The 15,228-nt window shown below is 67.0% G+C and carries 13 protein-coding genes and 3 tRNA genes; 15 read left to right on the top strand and 1 reads right to left on the bottom strand.

The genetic code is table 11. The features are described 5' to 3' along the window. Window positions 1-115: 115 nt before the first annotated feature. Window positions 116-1,033 carry a DMT family transporter gene (locus ACO1BU_RS00690; RefSeq protein ID WP_424133966.1) on the top strand — a complete coding sequence of 306 codons (918 nt, stop codon included), beginning with the start codon at window positions 116-118 and terminating at the stop codon, window positions 1,031-1,033. Between the two features lie 8 nt (window positions 1,034-1,041). On the opposite strand, the gene parA is transcribed toward ACO1BU_RS00690, so the two are convergent. Then, entirely contained in the window at window positions 1,042-1,665 is a 624-nt protein-coding gene (parA, locus tag ACO1BU_RS00685; protein ID WP_424133965.1) for a ParA family partition ATPase, read from the bottom strand. A gap of 204 nt (window positions 1,666-1,869) precedes the next feature. Between parA and ACO1BU_RS00680 the strand changes: the two genes are divergently transcribed. The 14 genes from ACO1BU_RS00680 (at window position 1,870) to ACO1BU_RS00615 (ending at window position 15,228) form a co-directional block, all read left to right on the top strand. Then, entirely contained in the window at window positions 1,870-3,348 is a 1,479-nt protein-coding gene (locus ACO1BU_RS00680) for an NAD(P)H-hydrate dehydratase (RefSeq protein ID WP_424133964.1), read from the top strand. 64 nt (window positions 3,349-3,412) lie between these two features. Further along, window positions 3,413-3,497, top strand: a tRNA-Leu gene (locus ACO1BU_RS00675). A gap of 47 nt (window positions 3,498-3,544) precedes the next feature. Beyond that, entirely contained in the window at window positions 3,545-4,888 is a 1,344-nt protein-coding gene (gene tig, locus ACO1BU_RS00670; RefSeq protein ID WP_424133963.1) for a trigger factor, read from the top strand. Between the two features lie 176 nt (window positions 4,889-5,064). Beyond that, window positions 5,065-5,742, top strand: a complete 678-nt coding sequence (gene clpP / locus ACO1BU_RS00665; protein WP_424133962.1) for an ATP-dependent Clp endopeptidase proteolytic subunit ClpP — start codon at window positions 5,065-5,067, stop codon at window positions 5,740-5,742. 163 nt (window positions 5,743-5,905) lie between these two features. Continuing rightward, window positions 5,906-7,162 carry an ATP-dependent Clp protease ATP-binding subunit ClpX gene (clpX, locus tag ACO1BU_RS00660; RefSeq protein WP_424133961.1) on the top strand — a complete coding sequence of 419 codons (1,257 nt, stop codon included), beginning with the start codon at window positions 5,906-5,908 and terminating at the stop codon, window positions 7,160-7,162. A gap of 193 nt (window positions 7,163-7,355) precedes the next feature. Beyond that, the gene (gene lon, locus ACO1BU_RS00655; RefSeq protein ID WP_424133960.1) at window positions 7,356-9,773 is read left to right on the top strand and encodes an endopeptidase La; all 2,418 of its coding nucleotides are present in this window, start codon (window positions 7,356-7,358) and stop codon (window positions 9,771-9,773) included. A gap of 69 nt (window positions 9,774-9,842) precedes the next feature. Continuing rightward, window positions 9,843-9,914, top strand: a tRNA-Val gene (locus ACO1BU_RS00650). Between the two features lie 117 nt (window positions 9,915-10,031). After that, window positions 10,032-10,823, top strand: a complete 792-nt coding sequence (locus ACO1BU_RS00645; RefSeq protein ID WP_424133959.1) for a hypothetical protein — start codon at window positions 10,032-10,034, stop codon at window positions 10,821-10,823. A gap of 490 nt (window positions 10,824-11,313) precedes the next feature. Beyond that, a tRNA-Asp gene (locus ACO1BU_RS00640) sits at window positions 11,314-11,390 on the top strand. 262 nt (window positions 11,391-11,652) lie between these two features. After that, entirely contained in the window at window positions 11,653-12,021 is a 369-nt protein-coding gene (locus ACO1BU_RS00635; RefSeq protein WP_424133958.1) for an NADH-quinone oxidoreductase subunit A, read from the top strand. Between the two features lie 94 nt (window positions 12,022-12,115). Further along, window positions 12,116-12,676, top strand: coding sequence for a NuoB/complex I 20 kDa subunit family protein (locus ACO1BU_RS00630; protein WP_424133957.1), 561 nt, complete (start codon window positions 12,116-12,118; stop codon window positions 12,674-12,676). Then, on the top strand, window positions 12,669-13,328 hold the full coding sequence (locus tag ACO1BU_RS00625; RefSeq protein WP_424133956.1) for an NADH-quinone oxidoreductase subunit C: 660 nt from the start codon (window positions 12,669-12,671) through the stop codon (window positions 13,326-13,328). The genes ACO1BU_RS00630 and ACO1BU_RS00625 overlap by 8 nt, the downstream gene beginning before the upstream one ends. Beyond that, entirely contained in the window at window positions 13,325-14,560 is a 1,236-nt protein-coding gene (locus ACO1BU_RS00620; protein WP_424133955.1) for an NADH-quinone oxidoreductase subunit D, read from the top strand. The genes ACO1BU_RS00625 and ACO1BU_RS00620 overlap by 4 nt, the downstream gene beginning before the upstream one ends. After that, window positions 14,557-15,228, top strand: coding sequence for a complex I 24 kDa subunit family protein (locus ACO1BU_RS00615; RefSeq protein WP_424133954.1), 672 nt, complete (start codon window positions 14,557-14,559; stop codon window positions 15,226-15,228). Before ACO1BU_RS00620 ends, ACO1BU_RS00615 begins: the two co-directional genes overlap by 4 nt.

Raw genomic sequence — 15,228 nt, 5'->3', positions numbered from 1 at the left:
GAACGGAAGCGGTTGAAATCACCCAGGCGGCAGGTTGTTCCGGGCTGGCCGGGGCTTGCGGGAGTGGCGGCCGGGCGGAGAATGGACAGGCCGTCACGCGAAGTTCCCGCCCCACATGGACTCCTCCACTCCGCCCGCCCCGTCGCGTGGCCAGCGCGCCGCGCGGGTTCGGGCGATCGCCTGCGTTGTCGGTTCGTCCGGCCTCTACGCCCTGGCCGCGACCGGCGTGAAGGCGCTGGAGGGCACGATCCCGCTTTCCGAGGTGGTGTTCTTCCGCAACGCCCTTGCCTTGCCGGTGCTGCTGCTGCTGGCGCATTGGACAGCACCCGGCGGGCTGCGCTCCGCTCTCCGGACCCGCTATCCGCGCCGTCATGTGGAACGGCTGTTTGGCGGGCTGGCCGGGATGTATGGCTCCTTTTACGGCTATGCCCACCTGCCGCTGGCGAGCGTGACGGCATTGAACTTCACCATGCCGCTGTTCCTGACAGGACTTTCCGTCCTGCTTCTGCGGGAGCGGGTGGGCTGGCGGCGACTGTCGATCGTGGTCGTGGGCTTCGTGGGCGTGCTGCTGATGCTCCAACCCGGCGGGGGCGAAGCGCCCGATCCAGGCGCGGTGGGGGCGGTCCTGCTATCCGCGCTCGGCTGGGCCTATGCGATGGTCTCCATCCGCAGGATGGGCGAGCTCGGCGAGGCCGGGATCACGATCGTGCTCTGGTTCGCGATTGGCGCGGCCATCGTCACGGCCATCCTCTCGGTCCCCGTCTGGGTATGGCCGGCGCCCTGGCAATGGGGCTTTCTGCTTGTGACCGGGCTGGTCTCCGTGATTTCGCAGCTTCTCATGACCGCCGCCTACCGGTCAGCGGACACCACCCTTGTCGCCCCCTTCGAGTACACGGCCATCCTCTGGACCACGACGCTGGGCGTGCTGTTCTGGGGTGAAGTGCCCGATGCCTGGGATGCGGTTGGCTTCCTGGTCCTGGTCGGGGCCGGACTGGCGATCTGGAAGCTGGAGGTCACCCGGGCACCGGGCTGAGGCGCGGCTCAGGAGCCTTCCCGGCGAATGGCTTCGGCCAGAGCCCGCGCCTCAGTGGCCGCCTGACTGCGCGGGGCAAATTCCGCCACGCCCAGACCCTCCGCAAAGGCAGCGGCGAAGGCGGTACGGTTGCCGAAGGGGGCGGGAAGGAGCGGAAGCTTGCGCTCCGCCAGGATGGCCGCCACCTCCTGCGGCGCCTTTCCCTGGGCGGGGACGCGGTTGAGCATGAGGGCCACGGGGCGGCGTTCGGCCGCGGCCACATCCAGCGTCGCCTCCATGGCCCAGAGATCGGGCACGGAGGGTTGCAAGGGGATCAGGACGAGGTCGGCGGCGCGCATGGCGACACGGCTGTCCGTATCTGCATGGGGCGGGGTGTCCAGCACGATGAAATCCATGGTCTTGCGGAGCCGGTCCACGGATTGCGGCACGCGCCAGCCGGAGGGGTTCTCAAAGGGAAGAGGCGCGGCGGACTCGCCGCGCAGCCCGTGCCAGCGGGTGAGGGTTGCCTGGGGGTCGGTATCCAGGAGGGCGGCGCGTGCGCCGGATGCCACCAGGGCGACGGCCAGATTGGCGGCGACGGTGGACTTGCCCGCCCCGCCCTTGCGCTGCGCAACTGCCACCACGAAGGCCATGGGCCAGCTCCCGCTGATTCGGCCCCTAGGTTAGACCGGATCGTGGGAGAAGACTGGCAAGAACCGGACCGGCCGGGTTTTTAGGCCGATGCTGCCACGGCTTGCCGGAACCGCGTGGCGAGGGTGGCGGCTCGGCCGGATTTCCGGGGCCGTCGTGAGGCCGGTGCGGCCCTGGTCAGGGCCCCTGCCAGAGGAGGAGGTTCCATGGAACAGGCCCCAGCGATGACCCCGAACCGCCATTCGCCGCCATGGCCTCTGGACCTGCTGTCGCCCGCCGCCATGGCGCGGGCGGATGCGAGCTCCTCCGTTCCGGTCGGGCGGCTGATGGAGGCGGCCGGGCGGGCAGTGGCCCGCGCCGCCATGGCGCGGTTCCGGCCCTGCCGCACCCTCGTGCTTGTGGGGCCAGGGAATAATGGCGGGGACGGCTATGTGGCGGCGCGGCTGCTCCATCAGGCTGGCTGGCCGGTCGCGGTGGCCGTGCTGGCGCCACCCAGGTTGGGCGGCCCGGCTGCGGAGGCCGCGGCGCGCTGGCAAGGACCAGTGGTGCCCTTTGCCGTGGAGGAGGCCCGGCGGGCCGGATTGGTGATCGATGCCGTCCTCGGCGCGGCGCCAAGCCGACCATTGGAGGAGAAGGCTGCCGCCGTGCTGGGGGCTGCGGGCGGACCCATCCTGGCCGTGGATGTGCCGAGCGGGCTCGATGGTGCGACGGGGCAGGCGCTGGGTGCGGTTGCTGCGGCGGCGGTGACGGTAACCTTCGCCCGGTTGAAGCCCGGCCACCTGTTGCTGCCAGGGCGGCGGCTCTGCGGGGCGCTCGTGCTGGCCGATATAGGGCTGCCGGAAGAGGCGGTGCAGGCCGGGCTCGCTGCGGAGCCGGCGCGGAGCTTCCGCAACGCGCCCGGCCTCTGGCGCCTGCCGGGCCTGGACATTGAGGCGCATAAATATAAGCGCGGCCATGTGGTGGTGGCGGGTGGGGCCATGCCGGGTGCCGCTCGGCTGGCGGCTGCTGCGGCGCGGCGGGCCGGGGCGGGGCTGGTCACGCTGGCTGCCGCCTCCGAGGAGGCCGCGGCGGCATTCCGGGCCGGGGAGCCTGGCTGCATCGTGGCGGGGCCGCCGGTGGAACCGCTTCTGGAGGATTCGAGGCGCGGCACCTGGGTGATCGGCCCTGGCCTGGCGCCGGACGGGGCGGTGCGGGACCTGCTGGCGCGGGCCGTGGCTGCCGGGCGGCGCGTGGTGGCGGATGCGGGGGCACTCGGCGCCTGCGCCGGCTCGCCGGAGGGGTTGCGCGGCGTCACCCTGCTTACTCCGCATTCTGGCGAATTCGCCCGGCTTTTCGGGGAGGTCGGGCCGGACCGGCTGGGTGCGGCCCGGGCGGCGGCCGCGCAGCTCGGCGCAGTGGTGGTGCTGAAGGGACCGGACACGATTATCGCCGCCCCGGACGGGCGGGCGGCCATCAACCACAATGCGCCCCCCAGCCTGGCCACGGCCGGGTCCGGGGATGTGCTGGCAGGGATCGCAGGGGGGCTGCTGGCCCAGGGGATGGCGGCCTTCGAGGCGGCCTGCGCGGCCGTCTGGCTCCAGGGCGCGGCGGCGCCATCCGGGCCCGGAACCCTGGCAGAAGATGTGGTTGCCGGGCTGCCCGCTGCGCTTGTAAGGGCGGGGCAGGGCGATCTGGCCGGGGGCTGAAACTGCCGCCGCTTGGAAAGCCCGCGTTGTTGCGCTAAGGCGCCCCCCTTCGGCGCCGCGCGAGGCGGGCGTGGTGGAATTGGCAGACACGCTGGATTTAGGTTCCAGTGGCGCAAGCCGTGGGGGTTCAAATCCCTCCGCCCGCACCAAGCACGTTTGGCGCCGTCCTGAATGTCCTGGATGTGGAACTGAGCGAATGCAGGTGACGGAACTCTCGGCCGAGGGGCTGAAGCGGTCCTTCTCGGTGGTTGTGCCGGCAGCGGAGATCGAGGCGACGCGCGACAAGCGGCTCGCCGCGCTGGGCCGCGACCTGCGGATCCCGGGCTTCCGGCCGGGCAAGGTGCCGATGTCGGTGGTGAAGAAGCGCTACGGCACGGCCGTGACGGGCGAGGTGCTGGAGCAGCAGGTCCAGGACGCCACGCGCGAGCTGCTGACCGGCCGCGGCCTGCGCCCGGCCCTGCAGCCCAAGGTCGAGCTGGTCGGCGACTTTGCCGAGGGCCAGGATCTGTCCTTCAATATCGAGATGGAGGTTCTGCCCGAGATCCCGATGCCCGATTTTTCGGGGATCGAGGTGGAGCGCCCGCGCGCGGAGCCTTCCGATGAGGAGGTGCAGAAAGCGCTGGAGGGGCTGGCTGCCCGCAACGCCAAGCTGGAGGACGTGACCGAGGAGCGGCCGGCCACCAAGGGCGATGTCGTCGTGGCCGACTTCGTGGGCCGGCTGATTGAGGGCGAGGGCGACGAGGCCAAGGCTGGCGAGCCCTTCCCGGGCGGCACGGCCAACGACATGCCGATCGAGGTGGGCGGTGAGGGCTTTATCCCCGGCTTCACCGAGGGGCTGGAGGGCATCCGCCCAGGCGAGACCCGCAAGGTCCGGGTGAGCTTCCCGGAGGGCTATGGTTCGGCCGAGCTGGCCGGCAAGCCTGCGGAATTCGAGATCACGGCCAAGGGTCTGAAGACCCGCCAGCCGACGCCAGTGGACGACGAGTTCGCCAAGTCGCTCGGGCTGGAAAGCGTGGAGAAGCTGCGGGACGAGGTGCGTTCCTCGATCCAGCGCGAATATGACAGCCTGACCCGCCTGCGGGTGAAGCGCGCCCTGCTGGACCAGCTGTCCGAGCGCGCCGATTTCCCGGTGCCCGAGGGCATGGTGGAGGCCGAGTTCAGCCAGATCTGGCCGCGTGTGGAGGAGGACCGCAAGGCGGGCCGCCTGGATCCCGAGGACGCTGGCAAGGACGAGGAGACACTGAAGACCGAGTACCGGAAGATCGCCGAGCGGCGCATCCGGCTGGGCCTGCTGCTTTCCGAGATCGGTCGGACCAACAACATCCAGGTCGGCCAGGACGAGATCTTCCAGGCCATGCGCCGGGAGGCCTCCCGCTATCCCGGGCAGGAAAAGCAGGTCTTCGAGTTCTTCCAGAAGAATCCGCAGGCCATGGAGAACCTCCGCGCCCCGATCTTCGAGGAGAAGGTCGTGGATTTCATGCTGGAACTGGCCAAGGTGACGGACACCTCGGTCAGCCCGGCTGACCTTCAGGCGGCCTGAACCCTTCTTTATCCGGCATCCGGCCCCGCCCCCCTTTCGCGGGGGGGCGGGTTGCCCCATCTTGGGGATGAATATTGCCGGCGAAGGGGACCGGACGGGTGCCGCGGCCTGGCCGGGCAGCCGTCCGGGCGGTGCCATCGGGGACGCACTTCTCCGCCGGCGGGGAAGGACAAACGATGACTCGCTCAGTATTCGTCGATCGCGACCCGGTTGATGTCTACAATAACTCCCTGGTCCCCATGGTTGTCGAGCAGACGGCACGCGGGGAGCGCGCCTACGACATCTATTCGCGCCTCTTGAAGGAGCGGATTATCTTTCTGACGGGCCAGGTTTTCGATCAGGTTTCCTCGCTCATCTGCGCCCAGCTTCTGTTCCTGGAGAGCGAGAATCCGAACAAGGATATCGCGTTCTATATCAACAGCCCGGGCGGCGTGGTCTCGGCCGGTCTCGCGATGTACGATACCATGCAGTACATCCGCTCCCCCGTCTCCACGGTGTGCCTGGGCATGGCGGCCTCCATGGGCTCGCTGCTGCTGACCGCCGGGGAAAAGGGCAAGCGCTTCGCTCTGCCGAACAGCCGGATCATGGTCCACCAGCCCTCGGGCGGTGCCCAGGGCCAGGCGACGGACATCGAGATCCAGGCCCGGGAGATCCTCGATCTCCGCAAGCGGCTGAACCAGATCTATGTCCATCACACCGGTCAGCCCGTCGAGGAAATCGAGCGCAAGCTGGAGCGCGACACCTATATGTCGGCTGAGGAGGCGCAGGCCTTCGGGCTCATCGACCAGGTGGTGGCCAAGCTCCCCGCCGGCGGCGCCATGACAGCGCCTGCGGTGGAAGGGCCCAAGAGCTGATGGGCGGTCGCCTTCCCGGCTGGTTCCGGCTCGGTTCGGGTCGGCCGGGAAGGGCGGCCGTCACAATTTCGTCCCACGCTTCCCCCGAGGGGGGAGGGTGGCTATTCTGCCTTCTTGACGCCTCGGGCGCGCCATATGGCCCGGCCAGGGGCGAGGAGCGCACATGACCAAGTCCGGCGATTCCAAGAACACCCTCTACTGCTCGTTCTGCGGCAAGTCCCAGCACGAGGTAAGAAAGCTCATCGCCGGCCCGACGGTGTTCATCTGCGACGAATGCGTCGAGCTGTGCATGGACATCATTCGCGAGGAGCATAAGACGCACCTCGTGAAGTCCCGGGACGGCGTTCCGACGCCCAAGGAGATCTGCAAGGTCCTCGATGACTATGTCATCGGGCAGGAGCACGCGAAGAAGGTGCTCTCCGTGGCCGTGCACAACCACTACAAGCGGCTGGCCCATGGGGCCAAGACCGGCGAGGTGGAGATCGCGAAGAGCAACATCATGCTGATCGGGCCCACGGGCTCAGGCAAGACGCTGCTCGCCCAGACCCTGGCCCGTATCCTCGACGTCCCCTTCACCATGGCGGACGCGACGACGCTGACCGAAGCCGGTTATGTCGGCGAGGATGTGGAGAACATCATCCTCAAGCTGCTCCAGGCCGCCGACTACAATGTCGAGCGGGCCCAGCGCGGCATCGTCTATATCGACGAGGTGGATAAGATCAGCCGCAAGTCGGACAACCCTTCGATCACGCGCGATGTGAGCGGCGAGGGTGTCCAGCAGGCGCTGCTGAAGATCATGGAGGGTACGGTGGCCTCCGTCCCGCCCCAGGGCGGCCGGAAGCACCCCCAGCAGGAGTTCCTGCAGGTGGATACCTCCAACATCCTCTTCATCGTAGGCGGCGCCTTTGCGGGGCTGGAGAAGATCATCGCGGCCAAGGGCAAGGGCTCGGGGATTGGCTTCGGCGCGGATGTCCGCGGCCCGGATGAGCGCCGGCCCGGCGCGGTCCTGCGTGACGTCGAGCCTGAGGACCTGCTGAAGTTCGGCCTGATCCCCGAGTTCATCGGCCGCCTGCCGGTGATCGCGACCCTTGAGGATCTGGACGACAAGGCGCTGATCGAGATTCTCACCAAGCCGAAGAACGCGCTGCTGAAGCAGTACCAGCGGCTCTTCGAGATGGAGGGAACGAAGCTCACCTTCACGGAGGATGCGCTGAAGTCGGTCGCCGCCCGCGCGATCCAGCGCAAGACGGGCGCCCGCGGGCTGCGCTCCATCATGGAGAGCATCCTGCTTTCCACCATGTTCGACCTTCCCGGGCTGGATGAGGTGGAGGAGGTGGTCGTGAACAAGGAAGTGGCCGAGAACCGTGCCCAGCCCTTGTTCATCTATGGTGAGCGGCCGGCGGAGCAGACGAGCGCCTGAACCGGTCCGCCCGCCCCTGTCGCCCCTGAGGCGGCCGGGGCGGGCATCCTTTTTGCAGGCCCTGATGAATAGGGAGGATCCCGTCCGCCGTTGTGGACGGGGCACCCGCGCACCACATAAGGGCTCTACCCCGTGGCGACGGGGACGTGCCTGATCGGGGCGTTCCTGCGCCGACTGTCCAAGTGAGGTCCCCATGGCGGATTCTGAAGTGGAGCTGGTTCGGGGCGAGGCGCTGCCCGTCCTTCCCCTCCGCGACATTGTCGTCTTTCCCCATATGATCGTCCCGCTCTTTGTCGGGCGCGAGAAGTCCGTGCGTGCGCTGGAATCAGTGATGCGCGAGGACAAGCAGATCCTTCTGCTCGCCCAGCGCAACGCGGCCCAGGACGATCCTGAAGCCTCCGACCTGTTCGAGGTCGGTACGGTTTCGACCGTGCTCCAGCTTCTGAAGCTTCCGGACGGCACCGTGAAGGTGCTGGTCGAGGGTGGCCGCCGCGCGCGCGTGGTTGGCTGGAAGGAGAGCGGCACGCATTTCGAAGCCTTCACCGCGCCGGTCGAGGAGACTGCCCCCGACCCGCGTGAGGTCGAGGCGCTGAGCCGCTCGGTCGTCAGCCAGTTCGAGGGCTATATCAAGCTCAACAAGAAGATCGCGCCCGAGGTGCTGGTCTCGATCAACCAGATCGAGGAGCCGGCCAAGCTGGCCGACACCGTCGCCGCACATCTGAACCTCAAGATTGCCGAGAAGCAGGAGCTGCTGGAGACGGTGGGCGTGACCGCCCGCCTGGAGCGGGTCTTCGCCCATATGGAAAGCGAGATCGGCGTCCTGCAGGTCGAGAAGCGCATCCGGAACCGCGTGAAGCGGCAGATGGAGAAGACGCAGCGCGAGTACTATCTGAATGAGCAGATGAAGGCCATTCAGAAGGAGCTTGGCGAGGGCGAGGAAGGCAAGGACGAGATCGCGGAGCTGGAGGCCAAGATCAAGGCTACCAAGCTCACGGCCGAGGCCCGCGAGAAGGCAATGGGCGAGCTGAAGAAGCTGCGCGGCATGTCTCCGATGTCGGCCGAGGCGACTGTCGTCCGGAACTATCTGGACTGGATGCTGACCATCCCCTGGAAGAAGCGCACCAAGGTGCGGATCGACCTGGAGGAGGCGCAGCGCGTTCTCGACGCCGACCATTTCGGCCTGGAGAAGGTGAAGGAGCGGATTATCGAGTATCTGGCGGTGCAGTCGCGCAGCCAGAAAATCCGGGGTCCGATCCTGTGCCTCGTCGGCCCGCCCGGCGTCGGCAAGACCTCGCTTGGCAAGTCCATTGCCAAGGCGGTGAACCGCAACTTCGTTCGCATGTCGCTGGGCGGCGTCCGGGATGAGGCGGAGATCCGCGGCCACCGGCGGACCTATATCGGCTCCATGCCCGGTAAGGTCATCCAGGGCATGAAGAAGGCGAAGACGTCCAACCCGCTCTTCCTGCTCGACGAGATCGACAAGCTCGGCGCCGATTGGCGCGGGGACCCGTCCTCGGCCCTGCTGGAGGTGCTGGACCCCGAGCAGAACGGGACCTTCAACGACCATTACTTGGAGGTCGATTACGACCTGTCGGACGTGATGTTCATCACGACCGCCAACTCGTTGAAGATGCCCCAGCCGCTGCTGGACCGCATGGAGATCATCCGCATCCCCGGCTACACCGAGGATGAGAAGATCGGCATCTCCCGCCGCCACCTGATCGCCAAGGTCACCGAGGCGAACGGGCTTAAGCCGGAGGAGTGGAGCGTGTCGGACGACGCGATCCGCGACCTCGTGCGGTACTACACGCGTGAGGCGGGCGTCCGGAACCTGGAGCGCGAGATCGGCGGTCTGGCCCGCAAGGCCGTCCGTGAGATCGTCTCTGGCAAGGCGACGAAGGTGGAGATCACTGCCGAGAACCTCGGCAAGTATGCCGGCGTGCGGAAGTTCCGCTACGGCGAGGCCGAGGCCGAGGACATGGTGGGCGCCGTCACCGGCCTCGCCTGGACCGAGGTGGGGGGCGAGATCCTGACGATCGAGTCTGTGCTGCTGCCCGGCAAGGGTGCCGTGAAGCACACGGGCAAGCTCGGCGACGTCATGCAGGAGAGCGTTTCAGCGGCCGTGTCCTATGTCCGCAGCCGGGCGACCACCTTCGGCATCAAGCCGACCGTCTTCGAGAAGCGGGACATCCATGTCCACGTGCCCGAGGGCGCGACCCCGAAGGACGGGCCTTCCGCGGGCATCGCGATGGCGACGAGCATTGTCTCGATCCTGACGGGCATCCCTGTCCGCAAGGATGTGGCGATGACCGGCGAGATCACGCTGCGCGGCCGGGTGCTGCCGATCGGCGGGCTGAAGGAGAAGCTGCTGGCGGCCCTTCGGGCCGGCGTCGGCACGGTCTTCATCCCGAAGGAGAATGAGAAGGACCTGGTCGACATCCCGGAGAGCGTGACCAAGACGCTGAAGGTGATCCCCGTGTCCCATGTGGACGAGGTAATCTCCCAGGCTCTGGTGCGCCGCCCGGAGCCGATCGACTGGATCGAGCCGGAGGAGGTCACGCCCTCCAAGCCGGCGGCCGGGGATCCGGCGGGGGCGAGCTTGCCCCATTGATTCCGGCAGGGGTTTTGTGATTGTTGGCGGGGCGCTGGCGGAATGCTGGCGCCCCGTTGCGTTTCGGGCGGGCGCTTAGCTCAGCGGTAGAGCGCCTCGTTTACACCGAGGATGCCGGGGGTTCGAATCCCTCAGCGCCCATTCGACGTTCTAGGAAATCAGCAAGTTACGGCTGATCATTGCGCTTTCAGTGCATCTTTCGATAAGTTCGGCCCGGGCTGGATGGTGGATCCGGCTGATACGAGGGACGACTGGTCGATGATTTTCCGCAATGGCCTTCTGGCGGCCGTTTCTGCTGTCGCGCTCTGCGGTTGCCTACAGCAGGGCGGGGCGAGCGGCCCGGTCATGGGGGCCGCGGCGGGCGGCGTTAGCACCGGCACGGGCATTGTGCGATGCCCGGAAACTCTCGGCACCCTGGCTGTCGATGATGGCCGGCAGGCCAGCTGGTGGGGCCCTTTCTCGGCGCAGACGCAGATGACAACGATCGAGCCGATGGTCCGGCTGATCGTTCAGCAGTCCAACTGCTTCGTCCTGACGGCGATGGGCAACAGCCGGCTTGAGGGACGGATGCGCGGCATGATCGGCGACATGCGCGACAGCGGTGAGTTCCGGGCCGGCTCCAATATGCAGCGTGGGCAGCGCGTGGCGGCGGATTACTTCCTGGAGCCGGCTATTCTCTTTGCCAATCAGGACACACGCGGGCTGGGCGCGGGAGTTGGCGGCTGGGCAGGGGTGGGACTCGGCCTGGCCGGTGCGGCGTTGTCCCAGTCCTCGACGCAGGTCACTCTCTCGTTGTTCAGCATTCGGGCCGGCACGCAGATCGCAGCCTCCGAGGGATCCTCGACCGCCACGAATTTCGGGGCGGTGCTGGCCGGATTTGGTGGAGGGACTGCGGGGGCCCTGAGTGGCTATCAACGCACCCCGGCGGGGCAGGCGACGGTCGCGGCCTTTGTGGACGCCTACAACAAGATGGTCGTCTCCCTTCAAAACTATCAGGCGCAGGACGTACGCGGTGGACTGGGGACGGGCGGCAGGCTGCGGGTCAACTGAGCGCCCGGTGCGACTGCCTGGTGTTCCGCTGCGCCTGGCCGAGAGACCCCAGCGATGGCGGTGCGATCCGTGGCCAGGAGGCCGCCCGCGGCCGAGCAGCGACCCGGCGGGACGTTGCGTCGCGGCGCGGATGAGGTGCTCCCACCTCGCGCGAGCCTGAAGGTTGGACGCGCGCATGCCGCTGAGCCGCTGCATGCGCGCGTGCAGGGGGGGGGCGCTCTCCTCAGCTGGCGAGGCTTGAGGTGGCTTCTACTCCTCGTGGGAGGGGTGGCAGCCCGATGGGGCGAAAGCAGGCTGCTGGCACCCCCCTGGCAGCCCTGCATGCCCCGACGGGACCGGCTTTGGTGGGAAGGGAGAAGTGGGCGGCCAGCCCGCCACCGTAGGCCGAAGCACCTGTCTGCTCCGGCCTAACACGTTGCCGGTCCCGATCAATCTTGGACGGCGTATTGACAGGGGGGGCGCCAACCCATAAACGCCCCCCACGTCGCAAGCGGGTGTAGCTCAGTTGGTTAGAGCGCCGGCCTGTCACGCCGGAGGTCGCGGGTTCGAGCCCCGTCACTCGCGCCACGCGATGCGATCAAGACGCCGCCCCTAGGGGCGGCGTTTTTCGTTGTAGGGGCCTTCGATCGTTGGAAGTCCGGCCTCTTGCGAATGGCTCGCAGGCGTTGATTACGCTGCATTCATTGTGCGAGGATGGGGTCGCGCCCCTATGGCGGAAGCCTCTCCTAGCCTATATGTAGCGCACGTTGCGCTGCGGCATGGCCCCAGCGCTAATGGCGCATCCGGAGTCGTCCGTGGCCCCGGCTGTCGCGAAGCTCCGAGGGGCATGATGACCCAGCCGCTGCTGGCCGAATACTTTCCGATTCTGGTTTTTCTGGGCATCGCCGCGGTGATCAGCATCGCCATGGTGGGCGGTTCCGTGCTGGCGGCCCGGCAGAAGCCCGATCCGGAGAAGCTGTCGACTTACGAGTGCGGCTTCGAACCGTTCGACGACACGCGCCGCCGCTTCGATGTGCGATTCTACCTGGTGGCGATCCTGTTCATCATCTTCGACCTCGAGGTGGCCTTCCTGTTTCCCTGGGCGGTTTCGCTCGGCGGAATCGGCTGGTTGGGCTTCCTCTCGATGATGGGCTTCCTGGGCCTGCTGACGGTGGGCTTCGTGTACGAGTGGCGCAAGGGCGCGCTGGACTGGGAATGAGCCGCGCGGCACAGCGTGGCGAGACGCGCCGTTTTCCCGCAGGGAATTTGGCACGCAGGATTATGACGCGCGGTGACGCGCGGGGGACGATGCGATGAGCGGCGTCAACACAGAGCAAGTGGCCTGGAACAATCAGGCGCTTCCGCCAGGGCCGGCGCAGGACGAGGTTCTGCGTGGTGTGACCGGGGAGATCGAGGAGAAGGGCTTCGTCGTCGCCAACCTGGACAAGGTGGTGAACTGGGCCCGTACCGGCAGCCTTTGGCCCATGACCTTCGGTCTGGCCTGCTGCGCGGTGCCGATGATCCACGCCTATATGGCGCGCTATGACCTCGACCGCTTCGGCGTGATCCCGCGCGGGTCGCCGCGGCAGTCGGATGTGATGATCGTCGCGGGCACGCTGACCAATAAAATGGCTCCGGCTCTGCGGCGGGTTTACGACCAGATGAGCGAGCCGCGCTGGGTCATCTCCATGGGAAGCTGCGCCAATGGCGGTGGCTATTACCACTGGAGCTACAGCGTGGTGCGTGGCTGCGACCGGATTGTGCCGGTGGATGTCTATGTACCGGGCTGCCCGCCGACGGCGGAGGCGCTGGTCTACGGCATCATGCAGCTGCAGAAGAAGATCCGCAGGACGGGGACCATCCTTCGTGGCTGACCTTACCGAACTTGGCGCGGCTGTCGCGGCGGCGCTGCCCGGCGCGGTCACCGATGCGCGAGTCGTGCGCGGCGCGGAGCTGACCATCCGGATCCGGCGTGAGGCCGTGCGCAATGTGATGGCGTTGCTGCGGACCGATCCGCGCTTTGCCTTCGAGCAGTGCATGGATATCTGCGGCGTGGACTTCCCGGAGCGGCCCGAGCGCTTCGAGGTCGTGTGGAACCTGCTCTCCCTGACCCACAATCACCGGATCCGCGTCGTGACCACGACGGATGCCGAGCATCCCGTGCCGAGCGTCACCGCCATCTGGCCGACGGCCGGCTGGTTCGAGCGCGAGGCCTGGGACATGTACGGCATCGCCTTCGAGGGGCTGGAGGATATGCGCCGGCTTCTCACGGATTATGGGTTCCAGGGGCATCCGCTCCGCAAGGACTTCCCACTGACCGGCTATGTCGAGGTCCGCTATGACCCCGAGCGGCGTGAGGTGGTCTACGAGCCGGTGAAGCTCCAGCAGGACTTCCGTAATTTTGATTTCCTCTCCCCGTGGGAGGGCCTGACCACCCTGCCGGGCGACGAGAAGGTTCACCTGAACCGGATCGCGCCGCCACCGGCATCGCTTCTGGAGAAGCCAGAAGCGGAGAAGCAGTCATGAGCCTGACGACCTCCGACGCCATCCCCGCCGGGACGGGCAATGCAGAGCCCGAGACTCGGCGTGTGGAGGTGGACAGCCACACGATCAATTTCGGCCCGCAGCATCCCGCCGCGCATGGCGTGCTGCGTCTTATCCTGGAGCTGAAGGGCGAGGTGATCGAGCGGGCCGATCCGCATATCGGCCTGCTGCACCGCGGCTCCGAGAAGCTGATCGAGTACAAGACCTACATCCAGGCGATGCCGTATTTCGACCGGCTCGATTACGTGTCGCCAATGTGCATGGAGCATGTGTTCGCCCTGTCTCAGGAGCGGCTCCTCGGCATCGAGGCGCCGCTGCGTGCGCAGTACATCCGCGTGTTGTTCGCGGAGATCACGCGCATCCTGAACCACCTGCTGAACATCACGACCTATGCGCTGGACTGCGGCGCGATCACCCCGCCGCTTTGGGGTTTCGAGCAGCGCGAGATCCTGCTGGAATTCTACGAGCGGGTTTCGGGCAGCCATTATCACGCAAACTATTTCCGCGCTGGCGGCGTGAATCGCGACCTGCCGGCCGGGCTGACGGAGGATATCCGCCGCTGGGCGAATGGCTTCCCCAAGTTCATCGACGACCTTGACCGCCTGCTGACCGGCAACCGCATCTTCAAGCAGCGCACCGTCGATATCGGCGTGATGACGGCCGAGCAGGCGATGGACTGGGGTTTCTCCGGCCCGTGCCTCCGCGCCTCCGGCATGGCATGGGATCTGCGGCGGCAGCAACCCTATGACGTCTATGACCGGATGGAGTTCGAGATCCCGGTCGGGCGTCATGGCGACTGCTACGACCGCTACCTCGTCCGGATGGCCGAGATGCGGGAGAGCCTGAAGATCATCCATCAGTGCCTGGACCAGATGCCGTCCGGCCCTGTGAGGATTCAGGACAACAAGATCATGGGGCCGCCGCGGAGCGAGATGAAGCGCTCGATGGAGTCCCTGATCCATCACTTCAAGCTCTACACCGAGGGTTACCGTATTCCCCCCGGCGAAACCTATACGGCGGTCGAGGCACCGAAGGGTGAGTTCGGCGTGTATCTCGTCGCGGACGGGACCAACCGGGCCTATCGCTGCAAGATCCGGGCTCCGGGATTTGCGCATCTCCAGGCCATGGAGGTGCTGACCAAGGGGCATATGCTGGCGGATGCCGTGGCGGTGATCGGCAGCCTCGACATCGTTTTCGGGGAGATCGACCGATGACCGAAGCTGCCGTCGACCACCTCGACCCGAACTGGCGGAACAGCCGCGCGGAGCCGGACAGCTTCGAGTTCGATGCGGAGAGCGAGGCGCAGATCGCCAAGATCCTGGCGCGCTACCCGGAGGCCAAGAAGGCTTCGGGTGTCATCCCGCTTCTCTATGTTGTGCAGAAGCAGATGGGCCGGCAAACCGGCAGTGCCTGGGTGCCGCGCATTGCGATGGACAAGGTGGGCGAGCGTCTCGGGATGCCGCCGATCCGCGTCTACGAGGTCGCGACCTTTTACTTCATGTTCAACACCAAGCCGATTGGGCGGTTTCACCTCCAGGTCTGTGGCACGACGCCCTGCATGCTTCGCGGGTCGGATGACGTGCTGCGCGCCTGCAAGGATGCCGGGAAGCTCAAGGGGTATGGCGACACCAGCGAGGATGGGCTCTTCACACTGACCGAGGTGGAATGCCTTGGCGCCTGCGTGAATGCGCCGGTCCTGCAGGTGGATGACGACTACTACGAGGACCTGGATTACGACCGCACGGTGCAGCTGATCGAGACGCTGCGGTGCGGCGAGCGGCCGAAGCCGGGCAGCACCATCGGGCGCCAGACCAGCGCGCCGGAAGGTGGCCCGCTGACGCTGCTCGAGGTGCCGACGGTCGATACGGCGAAGGGGAACTGA

Origin of the sequence: Roseomonas chloroacetimidivorans (assembly GCF_049629625.1) — a bacterium.
Classification (GTDB): domain Bacteria; phylum Pseudomonadota; class Alphaproteobacteria; order Acetobacterales; family Acetobacteraceae; genus Roseomonas; species Roseomonas chloroacetimidivorans.
This window is presented reverse-complemented; position numbering and strand designations above follow the sequence as displayed.

Coding starts and splice junctions, on each gene's coding strand:
- ACO1BU_RS00690 (WP_424133966.1), top strand. CDS start 116: ATGGACTCCTCCACTCCGCCCGCCCCGTCGCGTGGCCAGCGCGCCGCG.
- parA (WP_424133965.1), bottom strand. CDS start 1,665: ATGGCCTTCGTGGTGGCAGTTGCGCAGCGCAAGGGCGGGGCGGGCAAG.
- ACO1BU_RS00680 (WP_424133964.1), top strand. CDS start 1,870: ATGGAACAGGCCCCAGCGATGACCCCGAACCGCCATTCGCCGCCATGG.
- tig (WP_424133963.1), top strand. CDS start 3,545: ATGCAGGTGACGGAACTCTCGGCCGAGGGGCTGAAGCGGTCCTTCTCG.
- clpP (WP_424133962.1), top strand. CDS start 5,065: ATGACTCGCTCAGTATTCGTCGATCGCGACCCGGTTGATGTCTACAAT.
- clpX (WP_424133961.1), top strand. CDS start 5,906: ATGACCAAGTCCGGCGATTCCAAGAACACCCTCTACTGCTCGTTCTGC.
- lon (WP_424133960.1), top strand. CDS start 7,356: ATGGCGGATTCTGAAGTGGAGCTGGTTCGGGGCGAGGCGCTGCCCGTC.
- ACO1BU_RS00645 (WP_424133959.1), top strand. CDS start 10,032: ATGATTTTCCGCAATGGCCTTCTGGCGGCCGTTTCTGCTGTCGCGCTC.
- ACO1BU_RS00635 (WP_424133958.1), top strand. CDS start 11,653: ATGACCCAGCCGCTGCTGGCCGAATACTTTCCGATTCTGGTTTTTCTG.
- ACO1BU_RS00630 (WP_424133957.1), top strand. CDS start 12,116: ATGAGCGGCGTCAACACAGAGCAAGTGGCCTGGAACAATCAGGCGCTT.
- ACO1BU_RS00620 (WP_424133955.1), top strand. CDS start 13,325: ATGAGCCTGACGACCTCCGACGCCATCCCCGCCGGGACGGGCAATGCA.
- ACO1BU_RS00615 (WP_424133954.1), top strand. CDS start 14,557: ATGACCGAAGCTGCCGTCGACCACCTCGACCCGAACTGGCGGAACAGC.